Below are 22,583 nucleotides of genomic sequence, written 5' to 3'. Positions count from 1 at the left end.
TCCGCGGTCGAGGGATCGACAGCCTCCCAAGCATCCGCACCACCACCGCCGAAACCCCTGACTAGACTGCCCGCAACCGTTCACTTTTCAAGCGCCGGAATCGACCAGTTCTGCAGCGCCGCCGACATCGAGCGTCGCCGACACCCCCATGGATCGGTGGCGGGTCGAGCTCACCCCGGTAATTGTCCCATCTGCGCGGATCACCCTCGATGCGATGACTTGCGGAATAGAAGCCCTGGTCGAAAGGCAGCCAGCTATCGGGGCGCGCACCGCGTTCCTGCTCGACGCGGCGCCGAGACATCACCAGGCGTACGCTTCGGGAGCGACGCCCGGGCCTGGCCATAACGCCTCCAGCCGCGCCAGGACATCGTCGGCTAGTTCGATGTCGGGCACTCCCGCGAAGGCGCGAAGCTGCTCGGTTGTCCGCGGCCCGACGATCGGCGCCACCACACCTTCCTGAGCCAGCAGCCAGGAGAGCGCCAATGCGGCAGGCTCGACGCCCACTTCTGCGGCCAATTGCTGCGTGCCCTCGAGCGACGCCTGGTGTTCTTCGGATGCGGCGCGGGTTGCAGCATCCGTTCGCCGTACGCCGTCGCCGCGACCGGCGAGCAATCCGCCCGCCAGGGGGCTCCAGGGCACGAGGCCGACTCCGAGTGCGCGGGCGGCGGGGAGGACCTCGCGCTCGATGTCTCGGCGGGCGAGGCTGTATACGGACTGCTCGCTGATCAGACGCCAGTGGTGTTCTTTCGCGGATGCCTGCGCGAGCGCGAGATGCCACCCGGCGAAGTTCGATGAGCCGGCGTAGAGGATCTTGCCCTGGGCGCGCAGGGTGTCGAAGGCCTCCCAGATCTCGTCCCACGGCGCCAGCCGATCCACGTGATGCATCTGGTAGACGTCGATGTGCTCGGTCTTCAGACGTCGTAGCGATGCGTCGCACGCGCGGCGGATGTTGAGCGCTGAGAGACCGCCGTTGTTGGGCCACGGGTCGGTCTGCTCGAAGACCTTCGTCGCCAGCACCGTGCGCTCGCGGCGCCCTCCGCCCTTCGCGAACCACGCGCCGATGATCTCCTCGGACGCGTGCGGACGACTCGGGGTGCCGTACCGGTTGGCGGTGTCGATGTAGTTGATGCCGATCTCGTGGGCCTCGTCGAGGATCTCGTGCGAGGCATCCGTGTCGGCGTGCCGGCCGAAGTTCATGGTGCCCAGGCACAGCCGTGACACCTCGAGCCGGCTCGCGCCCAGAGTCGTGTATCTCACCGGGCGACCTCGCGCGCGATGGTGTCGGCGAGCTCGCGCACCAGCGCGTCGTCGACGTCCGCTTCGCGCCAGCGAGACCGCGATGACCACCCCAGCCCGGTGCGCCGCCCCACGAGAGCCTTCGCGGAGCCGGGATAGGTCGGGCCCATCCGCTGCTCGATGTCGGCGAGCAGCTGCTGCAGCCCATGCACCCGCGGGGTGACTCCCTCGGCGGCGGCGAGCTCGCCGAGCCGTGCGACGAGGTCGGGTGCCACGTTGACCACCCAGCCGGAGAGGCCCGCGACGCCGACCTGGAGCGACTCGGCATAGTTCTCGATGCCGGCGTTGAAGACCTTGAGCGGAGTTCCCTCCGCATCGGCAACGCGCGTCGCCATGCGCGACACGTCGTGACTCGTCTCTTTGAAGAACACGAACCTCTCGGTGCGGGCCAGCGCCGCGACCACCCCTTCCGACAGCACGCGGTGATACGGGATCGGGCACTCGTAGATGCCGAGGGCGACGTCGGGGAGGTCGGCGGCGAGCGCCTGCGCGAGCGCGACGATCCGCTCCTCGTCGTCGTGGGGCGCGAGCACCGCCGACGCGACGAGCACGACGATGTCGACGCCGGCGGCAACGAGGTCATTCGCCTCCGCGACGATCTCACCGACGCCCTCCCCTCCCACGACGGATGCCGCGACCGGCACCCGTCCTGCGGCGCGCCGCGCCACGCAGCGGGCGACCTCCACGCGCTCGGCCGGATCGAGGTGGTACATCTCGCCCGAGAGGGCGACCGCGAACAGCCCATCGGCGCCGTGGTCGATGAGCCAGTCGACGTAGCCGGCGAGCGCCGCGTAGTCGACCTCGTCGGTCTCGGTGAAGGGGGTCAGGACGACAGGCCACACGCCCGGGGTTTCGGTCACGGTATCTCTCTCAGGTCGGTGTTCATCGGGCGGCGTGCAGGTCGGCTCGTCCGAGGTCGAGCTCCCGCACGAGCTGGGCGATCTGGCGCAGCGGCTCGCCTTCGTGGTCGCCGATCGACTCGGGCTTCCAGCGGCTGCGAGCGCGCCAATGCAGCCGGGACGAGGCATCCAACAGGAACTTCGCCGAACTCGGGTAGCGCAGGTTGATGCTGTGCTCGACCATTGTCAAGACGCGTTGCACCCGCAGCACGTCGGTCTGGTCGGCGTCGTTCGCGTGGCGACACACCCATGAGACGAGGTCGGGGTAGACGTTGGCCGCGTAGCCCGAGAGACCCGCGGCGCCCGCCTGCATCGACGGCACCAGCGACGCGATCGCCGCGTTGTACAGGCGCATGCGGGTGTCGCCGATGACGTTCAGGCGCTCCGTCATCGTCGCGAGCGAGTGACTCGTGTCTTTGTAGAGGGTGAACCTGCCGGTCTGGGCCAGCCAGCGGACCGTCTGCACGGGCAGCAGTCTCTTGTAGGGCAGCGGGCACTCGTAGACGCCGAGGTCGACACCGGGGACCGCATCCAGGATCCGCTCGACGGTGTCGATCCATGCGGAGTCGGTCGCATCCGGCGGTGTGACGAGCGACGAGATCAGGACGACGGCCTCTACGCCTGTCGTCGCGATCTTGGCGACGCGATCAGCCTGCGCGCGCCAGTCGCCGCGAGCGGTCGTCGAGGCGACAACCGGCACGCGGCCGGCGGCGCGCTCCCGCACGTGGCGGGCGAGCACGAGCTGCTCGTCACCGCTGAGGTCGTACATCTCGCTCGAAAGCGAGACGGTGAATAGCCCCGCGGCGCCGAGCTCGATGAGCCAGTCGGTGTACTCGTCGACGGCGTCGAAGTCGATGGACAGATCGTCGCGGTAGGGGGTGAGCATGACGGGCCAGGCGCCGTCGGGCAGGCGGTGCATCATCCCTTCAGCGATCCGCTCACGAGGTCCAGGCGCCAGTAGCGCTGGAGGAAGAGGAACAAGAGGATGAGCGGGATGATCGCGAGAAGACACCCGACGATCACGAGGTTGTACACGTTCAGCTGGTCGCTGCCCTGGTTCATCATCGAGTAGAACCCGACCGTGAGCGGGAAGGTCTCCTCGCGGCTGAGCATGATGAACGGCAGCAGGAAGTTGTTCCAGATCGCGACGAACTGCAGAAGGAAGATCGTGATGAGCCCGGGCACCATGGCGGGCAGCGCGACCGACCGGAACAGCCGCCACTCGCTCGCGCCGTCGAGCCGGCCGGCCTCGAGCAGCTCGGTCGGCACCACCGCGCCCGCGTAGATGCGGGCGAGGTAGATCGAGAACGGGCTGATCGCGAACGGCAGGAGGACTGACCAATAGGTGCCCGCGATGCCCATCTTCGCCAGCAGCAGGTACTGCGGGATCGCGAGGACGACGCCGGGGATGAGCACGCCGATGAGCAGGAACGTGAAGACGAGGTTCTTGCCGCGGAAGTCGTACTTCGCCAGTGCGTACCCGGCGGCTGCCGCAACGGCGGTCGCCGCGAGTCCGCCGCCGACCGAGAACAGGATGCTGTTGCCGCTCCACACCAGGAACGCGCCGTCGCCGAACGCCAGCAGCTCACCGAGGTTCTCGAAGAAGCCGCCTGTGAAGCTCGGCACCAGCGTGGAGGTTGTGAAGAGCTCGCCCGCGCTCTTGGTCGATGCGGCGACCAGCCAGTACACGGGGAAGAGCGAGTAGGCCGCGCCGACGAGCAGGGTCACGGTGGGCCAGAACCCACCCTTCGGCTTCCGCGGCCGGGGGTCGCGCGTGGGAGGGGACGCCGGCGGAGTCGGCACGACGGACGTGCGGCGGGTGGCGGTCGGGGCGCTCATGACTCTCCTCCGAATGCGCGGGTGCGCAGCAGCCGCAGAAGCCCGAGGCTCGCGACCATGGTGATGACGGTGATGACGATGGCCGTCGCGGACGCTCCGTAAAGGTCGTTGGTGACGAACGCGTCGCGGTAAACGAGCATCATGGGCACCCAGTCCGACGTGATGGAGTTCGTGAGCGTCATCATCATGTTCGGCTCGCTGAAGATCTGGAGCGCCCCGATGATGGTGAACAGCCCCGTGAGGATCACACCCGGGAGGATGAGCGGCAGCTTGATCTTCAGTGCGAGCTGCGCCTCGCTGCAGCCGTCCAGCCGCGCAGAGTCGTAGATCTCCTGCGGCAACCCACGCAGCGAGGTATAGAGGATGACCATGTTGAAGCCGATCGCACCCCAGATGCAGACGTTCGCGACGGCGAAGAAGACGGAAGGGCCCTCGAGCGGGTCGGGGACGGGAAGTCCGAATGCCGTGAACAGCTCGCCGACCGGGCTGACACCGGGCAGGTACATGAAGCCCCACATCAGCGCCGCGATGACACCCGGCACGGCGTAGGGGATGAAGATCGAGATGCGCGAGAAACGCGTGAAGCGGCTTGAGAGATGGTCGAGCAGGAGCGCGAACAGCAGCGCCAGGCCCATCGTGAGCGGGACGGCGATGAGGGCGAGGATCACCATTCGTCCGAAAGACGCGAGCAACGCGGGGTTCGTCAGCGTGCGCAGGTAGTTGTCGAAGCCGACGAAGGCGTCGGTGGCGACGCCGATTCCGGATGCCGGAACCCGGCGCCCCTGAAGGCTCAGCACGACGGTGTAGACGAGCGGCGCCAACAGCAGGCCGGCCGAGAGGACGATCGCCGGCGCCAAGAACAGCCAGGGCGCGACGGTGGGCCGGAGGCGGGAGGTGCGAAGGAGAGTCATAGTCTTCCTTTCGGGTGGGCCCGGCAGCCGGGCCCACCCGTCGGATCGATAGGTGCGATCGAGCAGGTCAGTCGACCGTGAAGCCGAGCTTGCCCATGTCGGAGACGACCGCCTTCTGGACCGTCGTCAGGGCGTCCGAGAACGATCCGTTCGAACTGATGGCCGTGCCGAAGGCATCACCGAAGGTGCTGTACGCGGTGGCCACGTTCGGTCCCCACGTCACCGGCACCGACTCCTCGTCGGTCTTGGCTGCGACATCCCAGTAGTCGGTCTGCGTCGGCACGAGCGCTGCGGGGATGGTGTCCTTCAGACCGGGCAGCTCGCGGCCCGCGAGGTTGGCGGGCCAGATGCTCGCGTTCTCGATGTAGGCGGTGAGCGCCTCCTCGGAGTTGTTCAGCCAGATCGCGAACTCCTCCGCCTCCTTCGCGTGCTTCGAACCGGTCGTCACGACCGTCGCAGATCCACCCAGTGCTGCAGAGACCGAGTCGCCCTCGTTCCACTGCGGTATCTGGACGGCGGCCCACTTGCCTTCCGTGTCGGGCGCGTTCTGCAGGATCAGCGGCGGCGCCCACACGGCGCTCAGCCAGCTCGCGAGCGTGCCGTCGGCGAGAGCGGCCTGCCACTCGGGGGTCCACGTCTTCAGGGTCGTCACGACGCCCTCGTCGACCAGGCCCTGCCAGTAGTCCGCGACCTTCTGGCTCGGCCCGCTGTCGATGCCGACGCTCCACTCGCCGTCGGACTGCGACCACCACTCGGCGCCGGCCTGCGCGCTGAGCGCGGCGAACAGCTGCGCGTCGTTCGCGGGGAAGGTCGCCAGGTACTTCGACGGGTCGGCCGCATGGATCGTGCGCGCCGCCTCCGCGTACTCGTCCCACGTCGACGGCGCGTGGAGTCCCAGCGACTCGAAGATGTCCGCCCGGTAGAAGAGGAACTGGGGACCGGTACCTTGCGGGACGGCATAGCTCTTGTCGTCGAAGGTCGTGAGATTCCACGCAGCCGGGGCGATCTGGTCCTCGTATTCGCCGAACGCCTCGGTGATGTCGGACGCGATCCCGTTGACGATCAGGTTCGGCAAGTTCTCGTACGTCGTGTTCGAGACGTCGGGAAGGGTTCCCGCCTCTTTCGCCGCCGCCAACTTGGCCACGATGTCGGCGGCGCCGACCGAGGTGTTGACCTCGACCTGCACATCGGGGTGGGTCTCGTTCCAGACGTCGACGATCTTGCCGACGTTGGGCGCCCAGGACCAGTACCTCAGGACGATCGGACCGTCCGATTCCTCAGGCGCATCCGATGCGCCGGCAGCGCAGCCGGCGAGGGTTGTCGCAGCGAGAACGGCGGCGAGCGCGCCCCCGACCAGGCGGATCGCAGTTCTATTCATTGTCAACTTCCTTGTCGTGAATGAAGGCGGCGGCGGCGCACGGCTTCGAGTTGGTTTACCGCTCACCCGATTCGGATTACCGGTAAACTTAGCGACGCTGCGTCCTCAGCGCAAGCGGCTCACGCAAATTCAGGCGCGAACGGCCGAGGCGCGCGAGATGAAGCGGCTGCGCGGGTAGGCCGGCATGGGCTCGCCTGGACGCTCGATCAGTGTGAGCAGACTCTGCGCGGCGACATGGCCCGCCTGGGTGAAGTCGATATGCACCGTCGACAGCGGCGGAGAGAAGTACGCCGCCTCGGGGATGTCGTCGATCCCGACCACGCTAAGATCCTCGGGAACGCGCAGGCCGCGCTCACTCAGGGCGCGGAGCACGCCGAGCGCCATCCGGTCATTCGCGACGAAGACGGCCGTGGAGTCCCCCAGATCCGCGTCCTTGACGACCTCGTATCCGGATGCGGCGGACCAGTCGCCGCGTCCGACGATGCGTGGGTCGACCGAGCGAGCGGCCATGCGCTCCACATACACCGCCTCGCGGCTGGTGGCGGAATCCCAGCCTCGCGGGCCGCCGACGAACGCGACGCGCTCATGCCCGAGATCGCCGAGATGGTCCATCACCATCCCCGCCGAGATACTGCGGTGCGTGCCCGCGGAGCCCGCCTCCATGTCGCCGTTGACATCCAAGAACACCGGCATCCGGAAGCGGATCCGCTCGAGGGCCTCGCGGACGTTGCTCGTCGGTGAGGTCGCCAGCACGCCGGCCACATCCGTACCATTGATCTGCTCGAGCGCGGTGGCGATCTCATCGACAGCACCCAGAGGATTCACGGTGACGATGTCCAGAACGTACCCTGCACCTTCCGCAACCTCGGAGATCCCGCGCAGCACCTTGCTGGTGCTGGACTCGAACGTCTCGTAGCCGACGACACCGATGCGCCGCCGCTGGGAACGGGCCAGCGCACGCGCTCCAACGTTCGGCCGGTAATTGAGGCGCCGGATCTCCTCCTCGACGCGCTCGCGCGTCTCATCTCGCATGCCACCAAGCCCTCGCAGCACCTTTGACACCGTCTGGTGCGAGACACCAGCGGCCTTCGCGACGTCATAGATGGTTGCAGGACGATCGGGGCGCGCACGAGACATGATTCCGCCAGATTACCGGTAACTCGACCTACGCTGGCGAGGCGCCTTCGGAACTACCGACTCACCGGCGTGGCAAATCGCGGAGAGTCGGCGGGCCGGGGTAAAGTCGCGGACGCCGACTCATCGGCGTGAGGCTGATCGCGGAGAGTCCGCGGGCCGGGGTAGAGCCGAGGACGGGTCACGGGCTGAGGGTCTGCACCCGCCGCCGATGTGCACAGCAGACTCCAGACGCCGCCATGGGCTCTGGCGGACCACGATTCGCTTCACGCGTGGCAGCCCGACCTCAGCCCCCGACCGCGCTTTGTTGCGTGAGTCGGCGGGCTTTCAACACTGCGGTGAGGTCAAAGGCGCCCATCGGTGTTCTCCAGTTCTCGCCGAGGACCGAGTCGATCCGCGTCAGACGCTGACGCAGCGTGTTGACATGGAGGTGCATCGCGTCCGCGGTCTCCTGCAGGCGCTGACCGCTGTCGAGGTACCTCTCTAGCGTCTCCACGAGAGAGGTCCCACGGCTTTTGTCGTACTCGAGCAACCGCCCAAGCGCCGTGTCGATCACGACGCGGATGAGGGCGGAAGTGTCAACTCCGATGAGCGCCCCAAGCACGCCCATCGACGCCTGTGTGGCCCCCGCCGGCACCCGGCCGAGGTTGATGAGTGCGTCGCTGACCGCCCGCGCGAGCTCGTGCTGACCCGGGAGTCGGTCGGGAAGCGGTTCGGGTCCTGCCATGCCGACGGCCGCGTCGACTCCTTCCGCGCTCAGCGCTTCGGAGATCGCCTGAGGGTTCGCGGAGGCCCCGCGCGGGAGGAGAGCGCAGACGTGGTCACCGTGCTCGGAGAGCAATGTCGGGGGGTTCACCACCCGTCGAAGTGCGGATGCGATGCGGGCGGTGGAGGCATGGTTGCTGCGGATCACTGTCACATGAAGCGGTAGGCCTACGTCCACACCAAAATGAGCCAGTCGGGTGCGTGCGGACAGACGGTCGATGGTTTGGTCGGAACGGGTGAGGTAATCGATCAGCTCCCGCACATCCCTGGTGGCCTGTTCAGCGGCGTGTTGCTCGGCGAGCGCGAGGTTTGCTACTGCGTCGGCGGCGCGCGTGAGAGCTTCACGCTTCCACTCGGGCACGTCGCCGTGAAGCACGAGAACCGCGGTGGCATGTGGATCGACCTCCACGCGAGCCATCACCCCCTCGCCCCCCTCCAACGCTGGGTTGGTCACGGTAACGATGGCCTCGGCGGATGTTGCCAGCACATCGAGCATCCCTTCGGCGGACGCGACCAATGCGGGCTGCCAACCGTCGATCCCCAGCAGATCGATCTTCTGCTCGAAGTGCGCCCCGAGCGCGCGCACGTACTCAGCGACGGTGATCTTCCGAGCCATGGCGTCGCCCGCGAGGCGACTGACAGTGGCTTCCAGGCGTGCAGCACGAAGCTCGACGGTGAGGCTGTCGATGCGCTCGGAGGCGGACGTGTGATCCGCCCGCATCGTCGCGAACGAGTCTTCAACGGCCAGGTACGCGCTGAGCTGGCCCGCCAAGGAGCGGAGAAGGTCTACTTGGAACGCCGTGAACTCGTGTGCGTAGCGGTCGGCGACCACCAATGCGCCGATCGTGATGTTTTCGCAACGCAACGGGACGCCCATGATGGCGTGGACGTGCTCGCCACCGACTTTGGCGTCGTTCTCCGGGTAGGGCACGAGGCTGCTGTCGGCGAGGTAGTCCCGAGTCTGCATCGGGTGGTCGGACTCGGCGACCTGGCCAAGGAGGCCGGTGCCTAGCGGCATCGAGATGTGACGGAACTGGGGTGTGAGGACGCCGTCCACGGCTTGGATGCTGGTGGTGCGGGCATCGCCGTCGTTGAGGCTCACATACGACAGGTCGGCACCCAGCAGCGCTCGCGCCTGTTTGAGGACTGTCGAAAAGGCCAGGGCACGGTCGCCGAGCGTGGCCAAATAGATGCCGTGGTCCACGACGGCCTGAAGTTGCGCCAAACGGGCGCTCTTCTCATCGCTGCTGCTTGGCGTGGATTTCATCTACATGTGCCAATCCATTTGGTGTGTCTACCCAATATATCTTCAAGTTCTTCTGCATGCAAAGGTCTTTCTAGCCATTCAACCAGGAGGATCTGATGACCGAACACACCTACGACGCCGTCGTTCTGGGTGCGGGCTACGGCGGGGTCGGTCAGGCCGCGCAACTGCTGCGAAACGGCATCGATAACTTCGTGATCCTGGAGCGCGCTCCGCGCATCGGCGGGGTTTGGCGTGACAACACGTACCCGGGCGCGGCCTGCGACACGCAATCCGTCATCTATTGCTTCTCGTACTTCCTCCCGCTTCGCGTATCGAAGATGTACATTGACCAGCCCGAGCTTCTGGGTTACCTCGAGGCGTTGGCGGCCGAGTACGACATCCCGCGCTACATCCGTTTCGGCGAGGAGATCGTCCGGGCCGTGTGGGACGACGCGGACCTGGTCTGGAGGATCACCACGGCGGCGGGTGTCATCTATCGCACCCGCGCGTTCATCCCGGCGTGGGGGCAGCTGAGCGTTCCGATGATCCCGGACTTCCCGGGTCTGCACGACTTCCGAGGTACCTCGTTCCATTCGGCACGCTGGGACCACTCCGTCGACATGAAAGGCAAGAAGGTGGCCTCCATCGGTGCCGCCGCCAGTGCCGTTCAGTACATTCCTCATCTGGCCGAGGCCGCCGAGCACCTGAGCGTCTTTCAGCGCTCCGCCAACTACATCCTCCCCCGCAATCAGCACGAGTTCACGCCTGAGGAAACGGCCGAGTTCCTGGCCGACCCCGACAAGTTCCGCGCCCTGCGCCAGGCAGTGCATCAGTTCCGCGAATCCGGTTTCGAGCGCATCCGCCACAACACCGAGGGGCAGGAGGAGGGAGTGCGGGAGGCCCGAGCCCACCTGGAGGCTCAGGTTGCCGATCCCGAACTGCGCCGCAAGCTCACCCCCGACTACGAGTTCGGGTGCAAGCGCATCCTGCGCAGCGACAATTACTATCCGGCTCTCACGCGGAAGAACGTGTCGCTCATCACCGACCGCATCGAGCGGTTCACGGCAACCGGCATCATCACCGCGGACGGGACGCATCACGAGTTCGACGTTGTGGTCTTCGGCACCGGATTTCACAGCCAGAGCTTCCAGGGCGATGTCGAAGTCATCGGACGAGGCGGCGCGCGACTGGCTGACCGGTGGGCTGACGCGGCAGAGGCCTACCTCGGAATCGTCGTGGACGACTTCCCGAACATGTTCCTCAACTATGGGCCGAACACCAATCTGAACCACAATACGATCGCCACGATGCTCGAGCTCCAGCACGAGTACATCGTGCAGGCCATCCGGGTGCTTCTGCAGGACCCGAACTATGCGTTCGATGTTCGGTCGGACGTGCTGCGGGCGTTCAACGACAGGGTGCAGGTCGAACTGGAGAAGTCGTCGTACTCTTCCGATTGCTCCTCGTGGTACAAGAACGCGGCGGGCCGTGTGGTCAACAACTGGTCTGGGACCGTGGAGGAGTACCGCCTGCTCACCGAGTCGGTGAACCTTGACGACTACCGGCACGCCCCCAAGTTGACGTCGGTGAACGCGTGAGCACCGGGACCACGGAGTACATCGCCCCAGAGGCAAGGGACACGGTCGCTGCCTTTCGTGCAGCCGGCGCGACCTCTCATCACCTTCTCTCGCTCGAGGACGCGCGTGCGTCGTATGAGCAGGTCTGCGCGGCCAACGCAGTCGAGGTGCCCGGCCCGGTCGAGCGCGACTGGTTGGCGCTCGGACCGCGGCAAGTAGCCGTCCGCCGGTACCGCCGCCCGGACACTGGGCGAGGCGGAGCGGCTGTCGTGTTCATCCACGGGGGCGGGTGGGTGATGGGCTCGGTGCAGACGCACGACGCCGTGTGCGCGTACCTTGCCCACGCTGCCCGCGTCACCGTCTTTTCCGTCGACTACCGGCTCGCACCGGAACACCGCTATCCCGCTGCTGAGAACGACTGCGCCGACGTGCTCGAGGCGGTCTTGGTCGGTGCGCACTCGCTGGGCGTCGACCCTCGACGAGTCATCCTCGCCGGGGACAGTGCGGGCGGACAAATCGCGGCAAACCTTGCCCGCGTGCCGCAAGCGGGGAGCCTCGCCGGTCTCGCCTTGGTCTACCCCGTCACCGATCTGACAGCTAGCGGCGCCAGCCACCGAGAGGTAGCCGGGTTCCCGCTCGTCACCGAAACAGTCGGGTGGTTCATCGACCAGTACCTTCCCGCCGAGGCAGACCGTGCCTCCGATGCCGTCAGCCCGGGTCCGGCCCCGGTGTGGGGGTGGCATGCCCCAACCTTCATCGCCACCGTCCACAACGACCCGCTCCGCAGCGAGGGCATCGCCTACGCCGAAGCACTCGCCGAGGCGGGTGTTCTCGACACCCACATCCACTACGAGGGCCACCATCACGGCCTCCTCACCAACGCCGGCGTCATCCCGACAGGACGCGAACTCCTGGACGAGATCGCTGCATTCATCACCCGCCGCACCAGCAAGGACAACACGCGATGAGACGAGACGTTTCCGACGCGAAGGCGCTGGCGGCTGCGGCGCTCCAGCGGGCAGGCGTCGACGCCGAACACGCCGACACCCAGGCCACTCACCTCATCGATGCCGAGCTGCGCGGACACCCATCCCACGGGCTGCTGCGGCTGCCCCGAATCATCGCTCGCATCCGCAACGGGGTGTCTGCACCGAACGAAACCGGCACGCATACCTGGGTCGCGGACGCTCTGCTCCAGGTGGACGGACAAGACGGGCTCGGCCCGGTCGTGGGCTACCGCGCGTTGGACACACTCGAGCAGCGCGTCGCACGCACCGGGATTGCCGCAGCAGTGATCTCTCGCACCAACCACCTCGGAATGCTCGCCCAATACGCCGAACGCTCCGCGCAACACGGCTGGGTGGCCATCGCCCTCACGACCAGTGAAGCACTCGTACATCCCTGGGGCGGGCGTCGCGCCCTGATCGGAACCAATCCGGTCGCCGCCGCCGTCCCGGCCCTGCCGAAGCCGTTCGTGCTGGACATGGCCACCGGGCTCATCTCCATGGGCAAAGTGCACGCGTACGCCGCCGCGGGTCGGCCGTTGGAGCCGGGGTGGGCGGTGGACGCAGCCGGCGAGCCAACCACGGACGCCGCCGCCGCCAGCACGGGCGCGATCGCACCCTTCGGCGGCCCGAAAGGGTACGCCCTCGGTCTCGCTTTCGAACTGATCGTCGCCTCTCTCACCGACACGGCTCTGGGCACCGACGTCGCGGGCACCCTGGATGATGACCGCTTCGCCACTAAGGGCGATGTATTCATCCTCGCAACCCCGCAGCCGGGCACGACCGAACGCGTGAGCGCATACCTCGACCTCCTCCGCGCCGAGAAGCCACAACCCGGGATGCCTCCCGTCACCATCCCCGGCGACCGGGCGCGCTCCTCCCACGCCACACGTCTCGCGGACGGCATTGACGTCGACGACGGCCTCTGGGAGCAGCTCACACACCTGGCGGCGCTCCCGCTCACGAAAGGACAATCCTCATGACCTCCCCGTCACTGTTCGGCCTGATCCGCAGCCCCCACACCGTTCTCCTCGGCCGGGGACAGAGCGCCACCGTGGGCGCCCACCTCCCCGCCGGGACCCGAAACGTTCTCATCGTCACCGACGAGCGCATGGCGCAGTTGCCCGCCTTCAGCGCCACCCGAGAATCGATCGCCGAGCGCGCCCGCACCCACGTCTTCACCGGCGTTGAGCCAGAACTACCGACCGGTCCGCTGCAAAGCGCCGCCACCCAGTTCCACGCCGAACAGCTCGACGTTATCGTCGCAGTCGGCGGCGGAAGCTGCATCGACTTCGCGAAAGTGCTGGCGCTCCTGCTCACCCACGGTGGGCAACTGTCCGACTACTACGGCGAATTCGCCGTCCCCGGGCCCACCTTGCCGGTAATCGCTATACCCACCACCAGCGGAACCGGCTCGGAAGTCACACCCGTCGCCGTCGTCAGCGATCCCACGCGCGAGATGAAGGTGGGTATCTCCAGCCCCCATCTCATCCCGTCCGTCGCGATCTGCGACCCTGCACTGACCGATCGCAGTCCCGCCACGCTCACCGCGAACGTCGGCATCGACGCTCTCGCACATTGCATCGAGTCCTACACCTCGATCGTTCGGCCCCCGACGCTCACGCTCAGCACCGAACGCGTATTCATCGGGAACGCACGCCTCACCGAGCACTACGCTCTCGCAGGCATCCAAGCCATCGGCGCCAACCTCGTCGAGACCCTCCGCAAAGACGCGGCCGGTGAGAATGCCTCCTCCGCCCGTGACGAACTCATGCTCGGGTCCCTCTGCGGCGGGTTCGCGCTTGGCACGGGCGGCACCGCGGCCGCGCACGCCCTCCAATATCCCGTCGGCGGCCTCACCCACACTCCTCACGGCCTTGGAATCGGAGTGCTGCTGCCCTTCGTGATGGAGTTCAACCGTCCAGCCCGAGTGACCGAGTTCGCGCAGATCGCGCGACTGTTGGGCGAGAACGGACGCGACGACGAAGAACTCTCTCACCTCGCCGTCGACGCCGTCGACCGCATCGCCTCCGACATCGGCATCCCACGCTCTCTGTCGGAGATCGGCGTCGACCGCTCGGACATCGGCTGGATTGCCGAGCAGTCGCTGCTGTCCAAGCGCCTCATCGACAACAACCCCCGAGAACTCGCCTTCCCCGCCCTCGAGGAGATCAGCGTCGCCGCGTTCGAGGGGCGCCGAGCACGCCTTCTCACCGCCGTCTGATCGGAGTAGCCGCCATGCCAATCGCAACCGTCAACCCTGCCACCGGGCAGACCATCCGCACGTTCGAGGAGCTCACCGACGGCGAACTCGAGACCCGGCTGCAGCGTGCGCAGTCCGCGTTCCAAGTCGTCCGCAGGCTGCCGTTGGAAATACGCACGCGTGCGCTTCTGCAGGCCGCTGACATCCTGGACGCCGACGAGGACCGGCTGGCCGACCTTCTGACACTGGAGATGGGCAAGATCCGCACCCAGGCGCTGGCGGAGGTGCGGAAGTCGGCATACGGGCTGCGCTACTACGCCGAGCACGCCGCGCAGTTCCTCGCCGCACGCCACCTGGAACGGCCCGCTGACGTCAACGCCGACCAGGCGTACGCTGTCCACCAGCCGCTCGGGCCGGTGCTTGCGGTCATGCCGTGGAACTTTCCGCTGTGGCAGGTGATCCGCTTCGCCGCACCCGCGTTGGCGGCCGGCAACGTCGGGCTGCTCAAGCACGCGTCGAACGTGCCGCAGTCCGCGCTGTACCTCGAGGAGCTCTTCTCCCGCACCGACCTGCCCGATGGCGCCTTCCAGACGCTGCTGATCTCCGCAGGCCGGGTGGAGAAGGTCCTCCGAGACGACCGAGTCGTTGCCGTCACCCTCACCGGCTCGGAGCCGGCGGGACGCTCCGTCGCCGCGATCGCCGGTGACGAGGTCAAGAAGTCCGTCCTCGAGCTCGGCGGTTCGGACCCGTTCCTCGTGCAGCCCTCCGCCGACCTTGACCGCGCAGCGGACATCGCAGTGATCGCCCGGACGTCGAACAACGGCCAGGCCTGCATCAACGCCAAGCGCTTCATCGTCCACACAGCGGTCTACGACGACTTCCTTGCAAAATTGACCGAACGCTTCACCGCGCTCGTGGTCGGCGACCCTGCAGACGAGGGCACGGACATCGGACCGCTCGCGCTTGAGTCCGGCCGCACCGACGTCGATGAGCTGGTGCAGGACGCTGTGCGTGCCGGCGCCCGCGTCATCACCGGTGGGGCTATACCCGAGGGCGCCGGCTGGTTCTACCCGCCGACCATCATCGCCGACGTCCCAGAAAGCGCGCGTCTGTACCGGGAGGAGGTCTTCGGGCCGGTCGCCATCGTCCTCCGCGCGGAAAATCTCGATGAAGCCATCGACATCGCCAATGACGTGCCTTTCGGTCTCGGCGCTGCGGCCTGGACGCGAGACGCGGACGAACAGCGAGAGCTCATCGAGCGCCTCGATTCAGCCAGCGTAACCCTGAACGACTACACCATCTCATTTCCCGAACTGCCGTTCGGAGGCGTCAAACGCTCCGGTTACGGACGCGAACTGTCCGAGGAGGGGATGCACGAGTTCACCAACCTAAAGTCCGTGCGTGTGCGCGCCTGACCTCATGGCACAACCTCATTGCTCGTTCCACTAATCACCAAATCTGAAGCAGTCAAAGGAGACACGTTCATGACAGAAACGCAGACAAGAGAGAAGTCCACGCGCAAGATCGCGTTGGCCAGCCTCATCGGCACCACCATCGAGTGGTACGACCTATTCATCTACACGACCGCCGCCGCGGTCGCGTTCAACTTCCTGTTCTTCCCCGAGTTCGACCCCATCGTCGGAACCCTCGCGGCGTTCGCGACCTACGCGACCGCGTACATCGCGCGTCCCGTGGGAGCGATCATCTTCGGCCACATCGGCGACCGCGCCGGCCGTAAGAAGACGCTGACCATCACCCTCACCATCATGGGCGTGGCGACCTTCCTCATCGGCCTGCTACCCACTTACGCCGCGATCGGAATCGCCGCACCGATCCTGCTCGTCACCCTCCGGTTCTTTCAGGGACTGGGACTCGGCGGCGAATGGGGCGGCGCGGTCCTGCTGGCCGTCGAGCACGCACCCGCGCACCGCCGTGGCTTCTTCGGAAGCTGGGTGCAGATGGGGGTGCCCGCCGGGGTGATCCTCTCCAACTTGGTTTGGCTCGGTATCGTCCTGCTTCCCGAGGAGGAGCTGCTCGCCTGGGGGTGGCGGATCCCGTTCCTACTGAGCGTGGTGCTCATCTTCGTCGGGCTGTGGATCCGCTCAAAAGTGGAGGAGACGCCCACCTTCGAGAACGTCGCCAATGAGGACGAGAAGGCGAAGATCCCGTTCTTCGAGCTGGTGCGCGACTACTGGGGCCAGATCCTGCTGATCGCCGGATCTTACTTCGCCACCGGTGTCGTCTTCACCGTCCTCATCGCCTTCGCGCTGAACTACGCCACCACCGCGTTGGCTCTGCCGCGCGCGGAGGTGCTCACCGCCATCATCATCGCGTCCGTCCTGAACTTCTTCCTTCTGCCGTTGTTCGGCGCCGTCTCCGACCGTCTCGGACGCAAGGCCACCTATCTCTCGGGCCTCGTAGGCATGGCAATTCTGGCGTTCCCGTTCTTCTGGCTCCTCAACCTCGCGCAGTTCTGGTCCGTCATCCTCGGGTTCGTCCTCATGGTCATCCCATTCAGCGCCGCATATGGGCCGCAGGCGACTCTGTTCGCGGAGGTCTTCCGAGGCAACATCCGGTATTCCGGACTGTCGGTCGGTTACCAGCTCGGCGCCATCCTCGGCTCCGCGCTGACCCCCCTGGTGACCACGACCCTGTTCGCTGTCACGGGAGAAGTGAGCGTCGTCGCCTGGTACATGATCGGCACGTGCGCGATCTCGTTCGTCTGCACCGTTGTGCTCCGGTCGCGGCATTGGGGTGCAGATGCGCTTCAAGCGCCGACGGACCTGACCGCCTCGGTGTACACGCAGCGTCCGCGCACGGGCCGCGCGGCACGCTGACCACCGCCCCCGCGAGGGGCTCGGACAAGGGATGCAAAATGCCCCGTTTCGAAAAGAAGACCGCTCTCGTCACGGGAGCCGGCAGCGGGATCGGCCTAGCCATCGCGCGGCAACTCGCCGCGGAAGGAGCTCGGGTGATCCTCGCCGACATAGATGACGAAGCGACCGACACGGCGGCGGAGGAGATCTCCGCCGCCGGCGGTCACGCCGTCGGCCACCACCTCGACGCCCGCGACCCGAATGCGGCGGCAGCAGTCGTGGAGTTCGCCTTCTCGGCGTTCGACGGGCTGCACCTTGCGGTCAACAACGCCGGGATCGGAACCGTCATCGCGCCAACCGGCGAGTACCCGCTGGACGCATGGAACCGCGTCATGGACACCAACCTGAACGGTGTCTTCTACGGCCTTAGAGCCCAGCTGCCCGCCATCGTCCAAGCCGGCGGCGGTGCGGTGGTCAACATCGCCAGCGTCCTGGGAAGCGTCGCCCGCGCCGGAAATCCTGCCTACGTCGCCGCAAAGCACGCCGTCATCGGACTGACGAAAGTAGCGGCGCTGGACTACGCGAACGCCGGCGTGCGGGTCAACGCCGTCGCGCCCGCGTACATCGATACCCCGCTGCTGTCCCGCTTCGACGCCGTCACCCGCGCCGAGCTCGTCGACCGCCACCCGGCCGGCCGTCTGGGAGAGCCGGACGAGGTGTCCCGACTCGTGTGCTTCCTGCTGTCGGCAGAGGCTTCATTCATCACCGGCAGCACCCACCTCGTCGACGGGGGCTACACCATCCAGTAAGCCCAAGCGTCCGCCATGGGACCGGCCACGCAACCGTCACCGGCGCGGCAGCTGCGTCGTTCGCGTCGCGACGCCCTTTCGCACCCGTTGGATGCTCCGGCAGGCGCCAGCCCGCCGACGTGTCTGCCAGATCCCGGAGCCGTCCGCTGCGAGTGGTCATGGCTAGGCCGATCGCGTTGACCCTGGCTCGAAATCCGCCCACGGTTCGCGACTCCAAACACTTCGATGAGCAGTGGTGTCCGCCGCCACGGGTCAACGCGGGACGCGGTTGACGTTTCCGCAAGCGGCACCGCTACATCTTGCCCGTGGGACGACTGACAGCGGGCGCCCTCCTCGCTGGCCAGCCACCCAACCTCTCTTCGGCTGGACGCGCGCCGCGTGTTGGCGCGGACGCGCACTGGGAGACGTCAGAGAATCTTCGACAGGGTGATCGCCATAGCCCCGAGCACGTGGGAACGCGCCAGTTCCGCGGCCCGCGTCGAATCGCGACGCTTGAGGGCCTCCAGGATCTGGGCGTGCTCGTCGATGGCGGCTGCGGCCTCGTGTCGGGTATACAGTTGCGCGACCCGGTATGTGAAGAACTGCTCGGAGTTGGCGCGGTTGAGTTCCGCGAGTCGGCTATTGCCGGACGCTTGGAGGATGGCTTCGTGGAAGGCGTCGTTGCGATCCACGATGACGGTTCGGTCGTCATCCAGCGCACCGCTCTGGTGCGCGCCGATGTCCTCGATGGCTCGGAGCTGATCCGGGGTGGCGCGCTGTGCAGCGAGACGTGCGGCGAGTTCTTCGAGTGCGCTCCGGATCTCGTAGATCTCGGCGATCTCCTCCGGTGTGTGCTCGCGGACGACGTACCCGCGCTTCACGGGGACGACAAGTCCTTGGGACGCCAGCAACTGGAGGGCTTCCCGAACCGGTGTCCGTGACACCTGGAGTCGTTCAGCGAGCTCCAGAGCGACGAGCCGCTCGTTGGGGCGGATGCGGCCCTGGATGATGTCGTTACGTAGCCGTAGGTGCGTCTCGGCCGTCAGCGAAGGCGTGCTCATGACGCATCCCACCTTTCTGGTCATGCAGGTTCAGACTACGCCGGGGACTGTGGCCGTGAACGGCAGATGAGCCGCGCGCCTCGCCTGCGGCGCGCGGCTCACCTACGCGCGGCTTAGCTTGTCTGACGGAGGACGGCGGTGGACTGCACCTCGACGACGAGGCCGTCGATAAGCAGACCTGCGACCACCGTGGCGCGGGCGGGTCGATGATCACCAAACACTTCCTGCCACGCGCGGTTGAACTCGGGAAGGTGATCCAGCGAGGGGACGAAGACCGTGGCGGTGACGATGTCCTCGAGTGTGCCGTCGACCTCCGCAAGGACGCGCGAGATGCGGTCAAGGGTCACCTTCGTCTGCTCATAAGCGTCTCCTGGACTGACCACGTTGTTGTCGTCGTCCAACGCCACTTGCCCCGCGATGTAGACGAACCCGCCGGCGACAGTGGCTTGGGAGTAGGGAAAGAGGGCGGGGCCGAAGGTGGACGGGTTGATGGTACGGATATTGGTCATGATTTTCTCCTTCGCGGGGTTAGAACGGGCCGGTAAACGTGCGGGGCGCGATCGCGCGGTGGACATAGTCGATGAAGGACGCCCACTCGAACACCGGCAAGCTCGTGGCGCGGTGAACGGCTTCCGCGTACGGAGGAAGATCACTGCATTCCAGCAAGATGGCACCGAGCGACGGCTCGTCCTTTTGAAGCTGCAGGGCGGCGGAAACGACCTCATCGCTCATCCGGTCCAGATCGAGAGTGCCGGACTCCTGGAGGATCACATCGTTGAAGTGCGGGTACCCCTGGAGCCCCTGTACCGCGAGACGGTCCATGTCGGTGACACCGGCCGCCGCGAGAATCTCCGGCGTGATGGCGGCGGAGTTCGCTGCCATCACACCAAGCTTCCGGTTGGGGCCAATCACCGTGCTAAGCATCGGAATCTGGACGAGGCTCGACAGGAGCACCGGGATGTTCACGGCCGCGGCGACGTCGTCCTGGTACACCGCCATGAACCCACAGTTTCCGGTGATGGCCTGCACCCCTTCGGCTTCGAGGCGGCGGGCGGCTTCAACCATCAGGGAAGTGAACTGTGCGCCGTCGCCGCGCAGCACAGCGGCGCCGGAGACTCCTGCCACTTCGACGTACCGTATCGGGTAGTCGAACGTGGAGGCATTGTTGAGGTCGCCGGGAACGAACGGGATGTTCCACTGGGCGCACAGCATGCCGACTTGGTAGCCGTAGGCCACCTGTCCCGTGCGTGCGCGGAAGACCCGCGGTGTGGGCGCGGTGGTTGAGGCGATCTGAGGGATGCTCATAGGTCTGAATCAGGCGAATGTGAAAGACCGAACGCGCATGGGCTCCGGTTCCAAGGTGGGCGTCCGGCCTCGCAGCAGATCCCTCAGCATGAGGCTGGAGCCTACGGCCATCGTCCAACCCATGTGTCCGTGGCCGGTGTTGTAGTAGACGTTCTCGACACTGGAGCGCCCGATGATGGGAGGGCCGTCGGGGGTCATCGGGCGCAGGCAGGACCGCATCCGCGCCTCGTCCCAGCGGACTCCTTCAGGGAACATCTCTTTGCCGGTGCTGAGGATGTTGGAGAAGTCGCTGGGCTTCCACTGACGGTCATAGCCGACGAACTCGGCCGTGGACGACATCCGCAGCTCGTCGCCCATGCGAGACCAGGCGACCAGTGTCTTCTCGTCTACGCCTGGCACCGAGGGCGCCTTGTCAGGGTCCGCGACGGGCGCCGTCAGGGAGTAACCTTTCGCGGGATAGACCGGAAGGCGCTGCCCGAGCGAGGAAGCGAGGAACGGCGCATTGATGCCGTTGGCGACGATGAACTGGTCGGCGCGATAGTCACCCACGTTTGTGCTCAGCGACACCGCCCGCAACCGTTCGCGCTGGAAGCGCAACGCCGTCACTCCGACATCGAATGTGACGCCGAGGTCGCGGCATCGCTCAGCCAGGATGTCGGTGAACAGCTTCGAGTTGCCCGCCGCGTCCGTCGGGGCATACAGGCCGCCGGCGATTATGCGGTGAGCGGGCGCGAAGGCCGGATCCAGATCAACGATGTCATCGAACCCCAAGGTGCGGATGTCCTGCCCGTTGTCCTGCATGAACTGCATCTTCGCCGCCCCCGCCGCCAACTCCTCCGCGCTGCGGTAGAGATAGACCGCGCCGCCTCGGGCCTGCTGGTAGTCGATGCTCTCCGCCTCGGCGAGCTCATCCATCTTCTGCTGGCTGTACTGGGCAAGGCGCAGCTTCACCAGGGTGTTCTGCTTCGCCCTTCCCGGCGTGCACTCGCGCAGGAACTGCACGCCCCACAGCATCAGCTGGCGGTCGATAGGGAACCTCATCCGAATGGACGTCTTCTCCCCGAGCAGAGAACTCACCAGAAGCTTTGGGGCGGCCGGTGATGCCCACGCGAAGGAATGCCCCGGAGCGATGAGACCGGCGTTGCCGCCAGTGGCATCGTTTCCTATGACGGTGGACTGGTCGAGGACGGTGACCTCATGGCCATCCTTCGCCAGATAGTACGCGGAAGTGACGCCAATGACGCCGGCTCCGATGACGACGACCTTCATGAGAACTCCAACCGTGCCTCACCAACTAGAAGACTGCCCGGAGCGGCCGCAGCCGATCCGTGCGCTACATTCAGAATTGCATGCATAGACGAATCCGGATATGGTTTTCGGCTACACAGGACACATCGCGTTCTGTGGTCGCCCGACATCATGAGCAGTTCCGGGCTCTGCCGCCGATCGGTGTGTGTTTGCCCGGACCTGACCACTCAGCCGCTAACAGGAGGAACGATGAACGACGACATCTTCGCGCTCGACGGGTTGTCAACCGTCATAACCGGAGCCTCACGCGGGATCGGGTTCGCGATTGCGAGGACGCTGCTGTCGCGAGGGGCGGCCGTTCTCATCAATGGGCTCAGTGTTGAGGAGACCACTGCGGCGGCGGCAAGGCTGAAGGGAGAGTTCGGCGAGCATTCTGTCGCCGCGCTCGCGGGAGACGTTTCCGACGAGGGGTTCGCCTCAGAGCTGGTTTCCGCCGCTGTCGATCACCTTGGACGCCTCGACCATATTGTGGCAAACGCTGGCATCGACATCATCAAACCGGCCGTCGACTATACCGCCGCCGACTGGGACCATGTCATCGGCGTCAATCTGCGCGGGAGCTTTCTTCCCGCGCAGGCCGCAGCGCGGCACTGGATCGCTCGAGACCAGCAAGGGTCCATTACTATCACCTCGTCGATCGCCGGCAGTGTTGGCATTCCCACGCTCGCCCCCTATGCCGCCAGCAAGGGCGGCGTAAATCAGCTCGTACGCACGCTTGCAGCGGAATGGGCGCCTGTGGGTATTCGGGTCAACGCCGTAGCCCCGGGATATGTATCCAACATTATGGAGAGCGTCACCGCTCATGATGCGCCAGAGTCAGACGCTCGAATCAACACCTTCACACCACTGGGCCGGCGCGCAAGCGTCGACGAGATCGCCGCACCGTACGCCTTCCTCGCCTCGCGCGCAGCGACCTACGTCACCGGATCCATCCTCGCCGTCGATGGCGGCTACACCGCGGTGTGACAGCGGCGGAAATCGCAGGTCCGGTCCCGCCAGTGCATGCAGGCTGGACGCGGTGGCCGAGTTCCCGGCCGGCAACGGACGCGGCCT

The 22,583-nt window shown here is 66.3% G+C and carries 20 protein-coding genes; 8 read left to right on the top strand and 12 right to left on the bottom strand.

Going from position 1 to position 22,583, the window contains the following annotated elements; all coding sequences use genetic code 11:
* Positions 1-300: 300 nt before the first annotated feature.
* The 8 genes from JNB61_RS19255 to JNB61_RS19220 all read right to left on the bottom strand — a co-directional run bounded on the left by JNB61_RS19255 (position 301) and on the right by JNB61_RS19220 (position 9,489).
* A complete protein-coding gene (locus JNB61_RS19255) occupies positions 301-1,257 on the bottom strand; it encodes an aldo/keto reductase (RefSeq protein ID WP_220292514.1) in 957 nt (318 codons plus the stop codon).
* Positions 1,254-2,156, bottom strand: a complete 903-nt coding sequence (locus JNB61_RS19250) for a dihydrodipicolinate synthase family protein (protein ID WP_220292517.1) — start codon at positions 2,154-2,156, stop codon at positions 1,254-1,256. Before JNB61_RS19250 ends, JNB61_RS19255 begins: the two co-directional genes overlap by 4 nt.
* 22 nt (positions 2,157-2,178) lie before the next feature.
* Positions 2,179-3,117 carry a dihydrodipicolinate synthase family protein gene (locus JNB61_RS19245; protein WP_220292519.1) on the bottom strand — a complete coding sequence of 313 codons (939 nt, stop codon included), beginning with the start codon at positions 3,115-3,117 and terminating at the stop codon, positions 2,179-2,181.
* On the bottom strand, positions 3,114-4,034 hold the full coding sequence (locus JNB61_RS19240) for a carbohydrate ABC transporter permease (protein WP_220292520.1): 921 nt from the start codon (positions 4,032-4,034) through the stop codon (positions 3,114-3,116). The genes JNB61_RS19245 and JNB61_RS19240 overlap by 4 nt, the downstream gene beginning before the upstream one ends.
* Positions 4,031-4,945, bottom strand: a complete 915-nt coding sequence (locus tag JNB61_RS19235) for a carbohydrate ABC transporter permease (protein ID WP_220292521.1) — start codon at positions 4,943-4,945, stop codon at positions 4,031-4,033. Before JNB61_RS19235 ends, JNB61_RS19240 begins: the two co-directional genes overlap by 4 nt.
* A 67-nt stretch (positions 4,946-5,012) precedes the next feature.
* Positions 5,013-6,323, bottom strand: a complete 1,311-nt coding sequence (locus tag JNB61_RS19230; protein WP_220292522.1) for an ABC transporter substrate-binding protein — start codon at positions 6,321-6,323, stop codon at positions 5,013-5,015.
* 129 nt (positions 6,324-6,452) lie between these two features.
* The gene (locus JNB61_RS19225; protein WP_220292523.1) at positions 6,453-7,460 is read right to left on the bottom strand and encodes a LacI family DNA-binding transcriptional regulator; all 1,008 of its coding nucleotides are present in this window, start codon (positions 7,458-7,460) and stop codon (positions 6,453-6,455) included.
* Between the two features lie 283 nt (positions 7,461-7,743).
* Entirely contained in the window at positions 7,744-9,489 is a 1,746-nt protein-coding gene (locus JNB61_RS19220; protein WP_220292524.1) for a helix-turn-helix domain-containing protein, read from the bottom strand.
* A gap of 95 nt (positions 9,490-9,584) precedes the next feature.
* Between JNB61_RS19220 and JNB61_RS19215 the strand changes: the two genes are divergently transcribed.
* The 7 genes from JNB61_RS19215 (at position 9,585) to JNB61_RS19185 (ending at position 17,877) form a co-directional block, all read left to right on the top strand.
* On the top strand, positions 9,585-11,066 hold the full coding sequence (locus JNB61_RS19215) for a flavin-containing monooxygenase (RefSeq protein ID WP_220340681.1): 1,482 nt from the start codon (positions 9,585-9,587) through the stop codon (positions 11,064-11,066).
* A gap of 248 nt (positions 11,067-11,314) precedes the next feature.
* Complete coding sequence (locus tag JNB61_RS19210) at positions 11,315-12,013, top strand: alpha/beta hydrolase (RefSeq protein WP_220292526.1); 699 nt, start codon at positions 11,315-11,317, stop codon at positions 12,011-12,013.
* Positions 12,010-13,032 (top strand): Ldh family oxidoreductase, encoded by a 1,023-nt coding sequence (locus JNB61_RS19205; RefSeq protein WP_220292527.1) that lies wholly within the window; start codon positions 12,010-12,012, stop codon positions 13,030-13,032. Before JNB61_RS19210 ends, JNB61_RS19205 begins: the two co-directional genes overlap by 4 nt.
* Positions 13,029-14,273, top strand: coding sequence for an iron-containing alcohol dehydrogenase (locus tag JNB61_RS19200; protein WP_220292529.1), 1,245 nt, complete (start codon positions 13,029-13,031; stop codon positions 14,271-14,273). The genes JNB61_RS19205 and JNB61_RS19200 overlap by 4 nt, the downstream gene beginning before the upstream one ends.
* A gap of 14 nt (positions 14,274-14,287) precedes the next feature.
* Positions 14,288-15,667: an aldehyde dehydrogenase family protein gene (locus JNB61_RS19195; RefSeq protein WP_220292530.1), complete on the top strand. Its 1,380-nt coding sequence runs from the start codon at positions 14,288-14,290 to the stop codon at positions 15,665-15,667.
* A 69-nt stretch (positions 15,668-15,736) separates the two neighbouring features.
* Positions 15,737-17,089: an MFS transporter gene (locus tag JNB61_RS19190; protein WP_220292532.1), complete on the top strand. Its 1,353-nt coding sequence runs from the start codon at positions 15,737-15,739 to the stop codon at positions 17,087-17,089.
* 38 nt (positions 17,090-17,127) lie between these two features.
* On the top strand, positions 17,128-17,877 hold the full coding sequence (locus JNB61_RS19185) for an SDR family NAD(P)-dependent oxidoreductase (RefSeq protein WP_220292534.1): 750 nt from the start codon (positions 17,128-17,130) through the stop codon (positions 17,875-17,877).
* Positions 17,878-18,284: 407 nt separating this feature from the next.
* On the opposite strand, the gene JNB61_RS19180 is transcribed toward JNB61_RS19185, so the two are convergent.
* From JNB61_RS19180 to JNB61_RS19165, 4 genes are all read right to left on the bottom strand, one after another.
* Positions 18,285-18,917 (bottom strand): GntR family transcriptional regulator, encoded by a 633-nt coding sequence (locus JNB61_RS19180; RefSeq protein WP_220292536.1) that lies wholly within the window; start codon positions 18,915-18,917, stop codon positions 18,285-18,287.
* A gap of 113 nt (positions 18,918-19,030) precedes the next feature.
* Complete coding sequence (locus JNB61_RS19175; RefSeq protein WP_220292538.1) at positions 19,031-19,426, bottom strand: RidA family protein; 396 nt, start codon at positions 19,424-19,426, stop codon at positions 19,031-19,033.
* A gap of 19 nt (positions 19,427-19,445) precedes the next feature.
* Positions 19,446-20,222 carry an aspartate/glutamate racemase family protein gene (locus JNB61_RS19170; RefSeq protein ID WP_220292540.1) on the bottom strand — a complete coding sequence of 259 codons (777 nt, stop codon included), beginning with the start codon at positions 20,220-20,222 and terminating at the stop codon, positions 19,446-19,448.
* Between the two features lie 9 nt (positions 20,223-20,231).
* Entirely contained in the window at positions 20,232-21,491 is a 1,260-nt protein-coding gene (locus JNB61_RS19165) for an FAD-dependent oxidoreductase (RefSeq protein WP_220292542.1), read from the bottom strand.
* A 228-nt stretch (positions 21,492-21,719) separates the two neighbouring features.
* Here JNB61_RS19165 and JNB61_RS19160 point away from each other — a divergent pair, with 228 nt between their 5' ends.
* The gene (locus JNB61_RS19160; protein ID WP_220292544.1) at positions 21,720-22,496 is read left to right on the top strand and encodes an SDR family NAD(P)-dependent oxidoreductase; all 777 of its coding nucleotides are present in this window, start codon (positions 21,720-21,722) and stop codon (positions 22,494-22,496) included.
* Positions 22,497-22,583 lie beyond the last annotated feature (87 nt).

This window comes from Microbacterium ureisolvens (assembly GCF_019511645.1).
GTDB classification, from domain to species: domain Bacteria; phylum Actinomycetota; class Actinomycetes; order Actinomycetales; family Microbacteriaceae; genus Microbacterium; species Microbacterium ureisolvens_A.
This window is presented reverse-complemented; position numbering and strand designations above follow the sequence as displayed.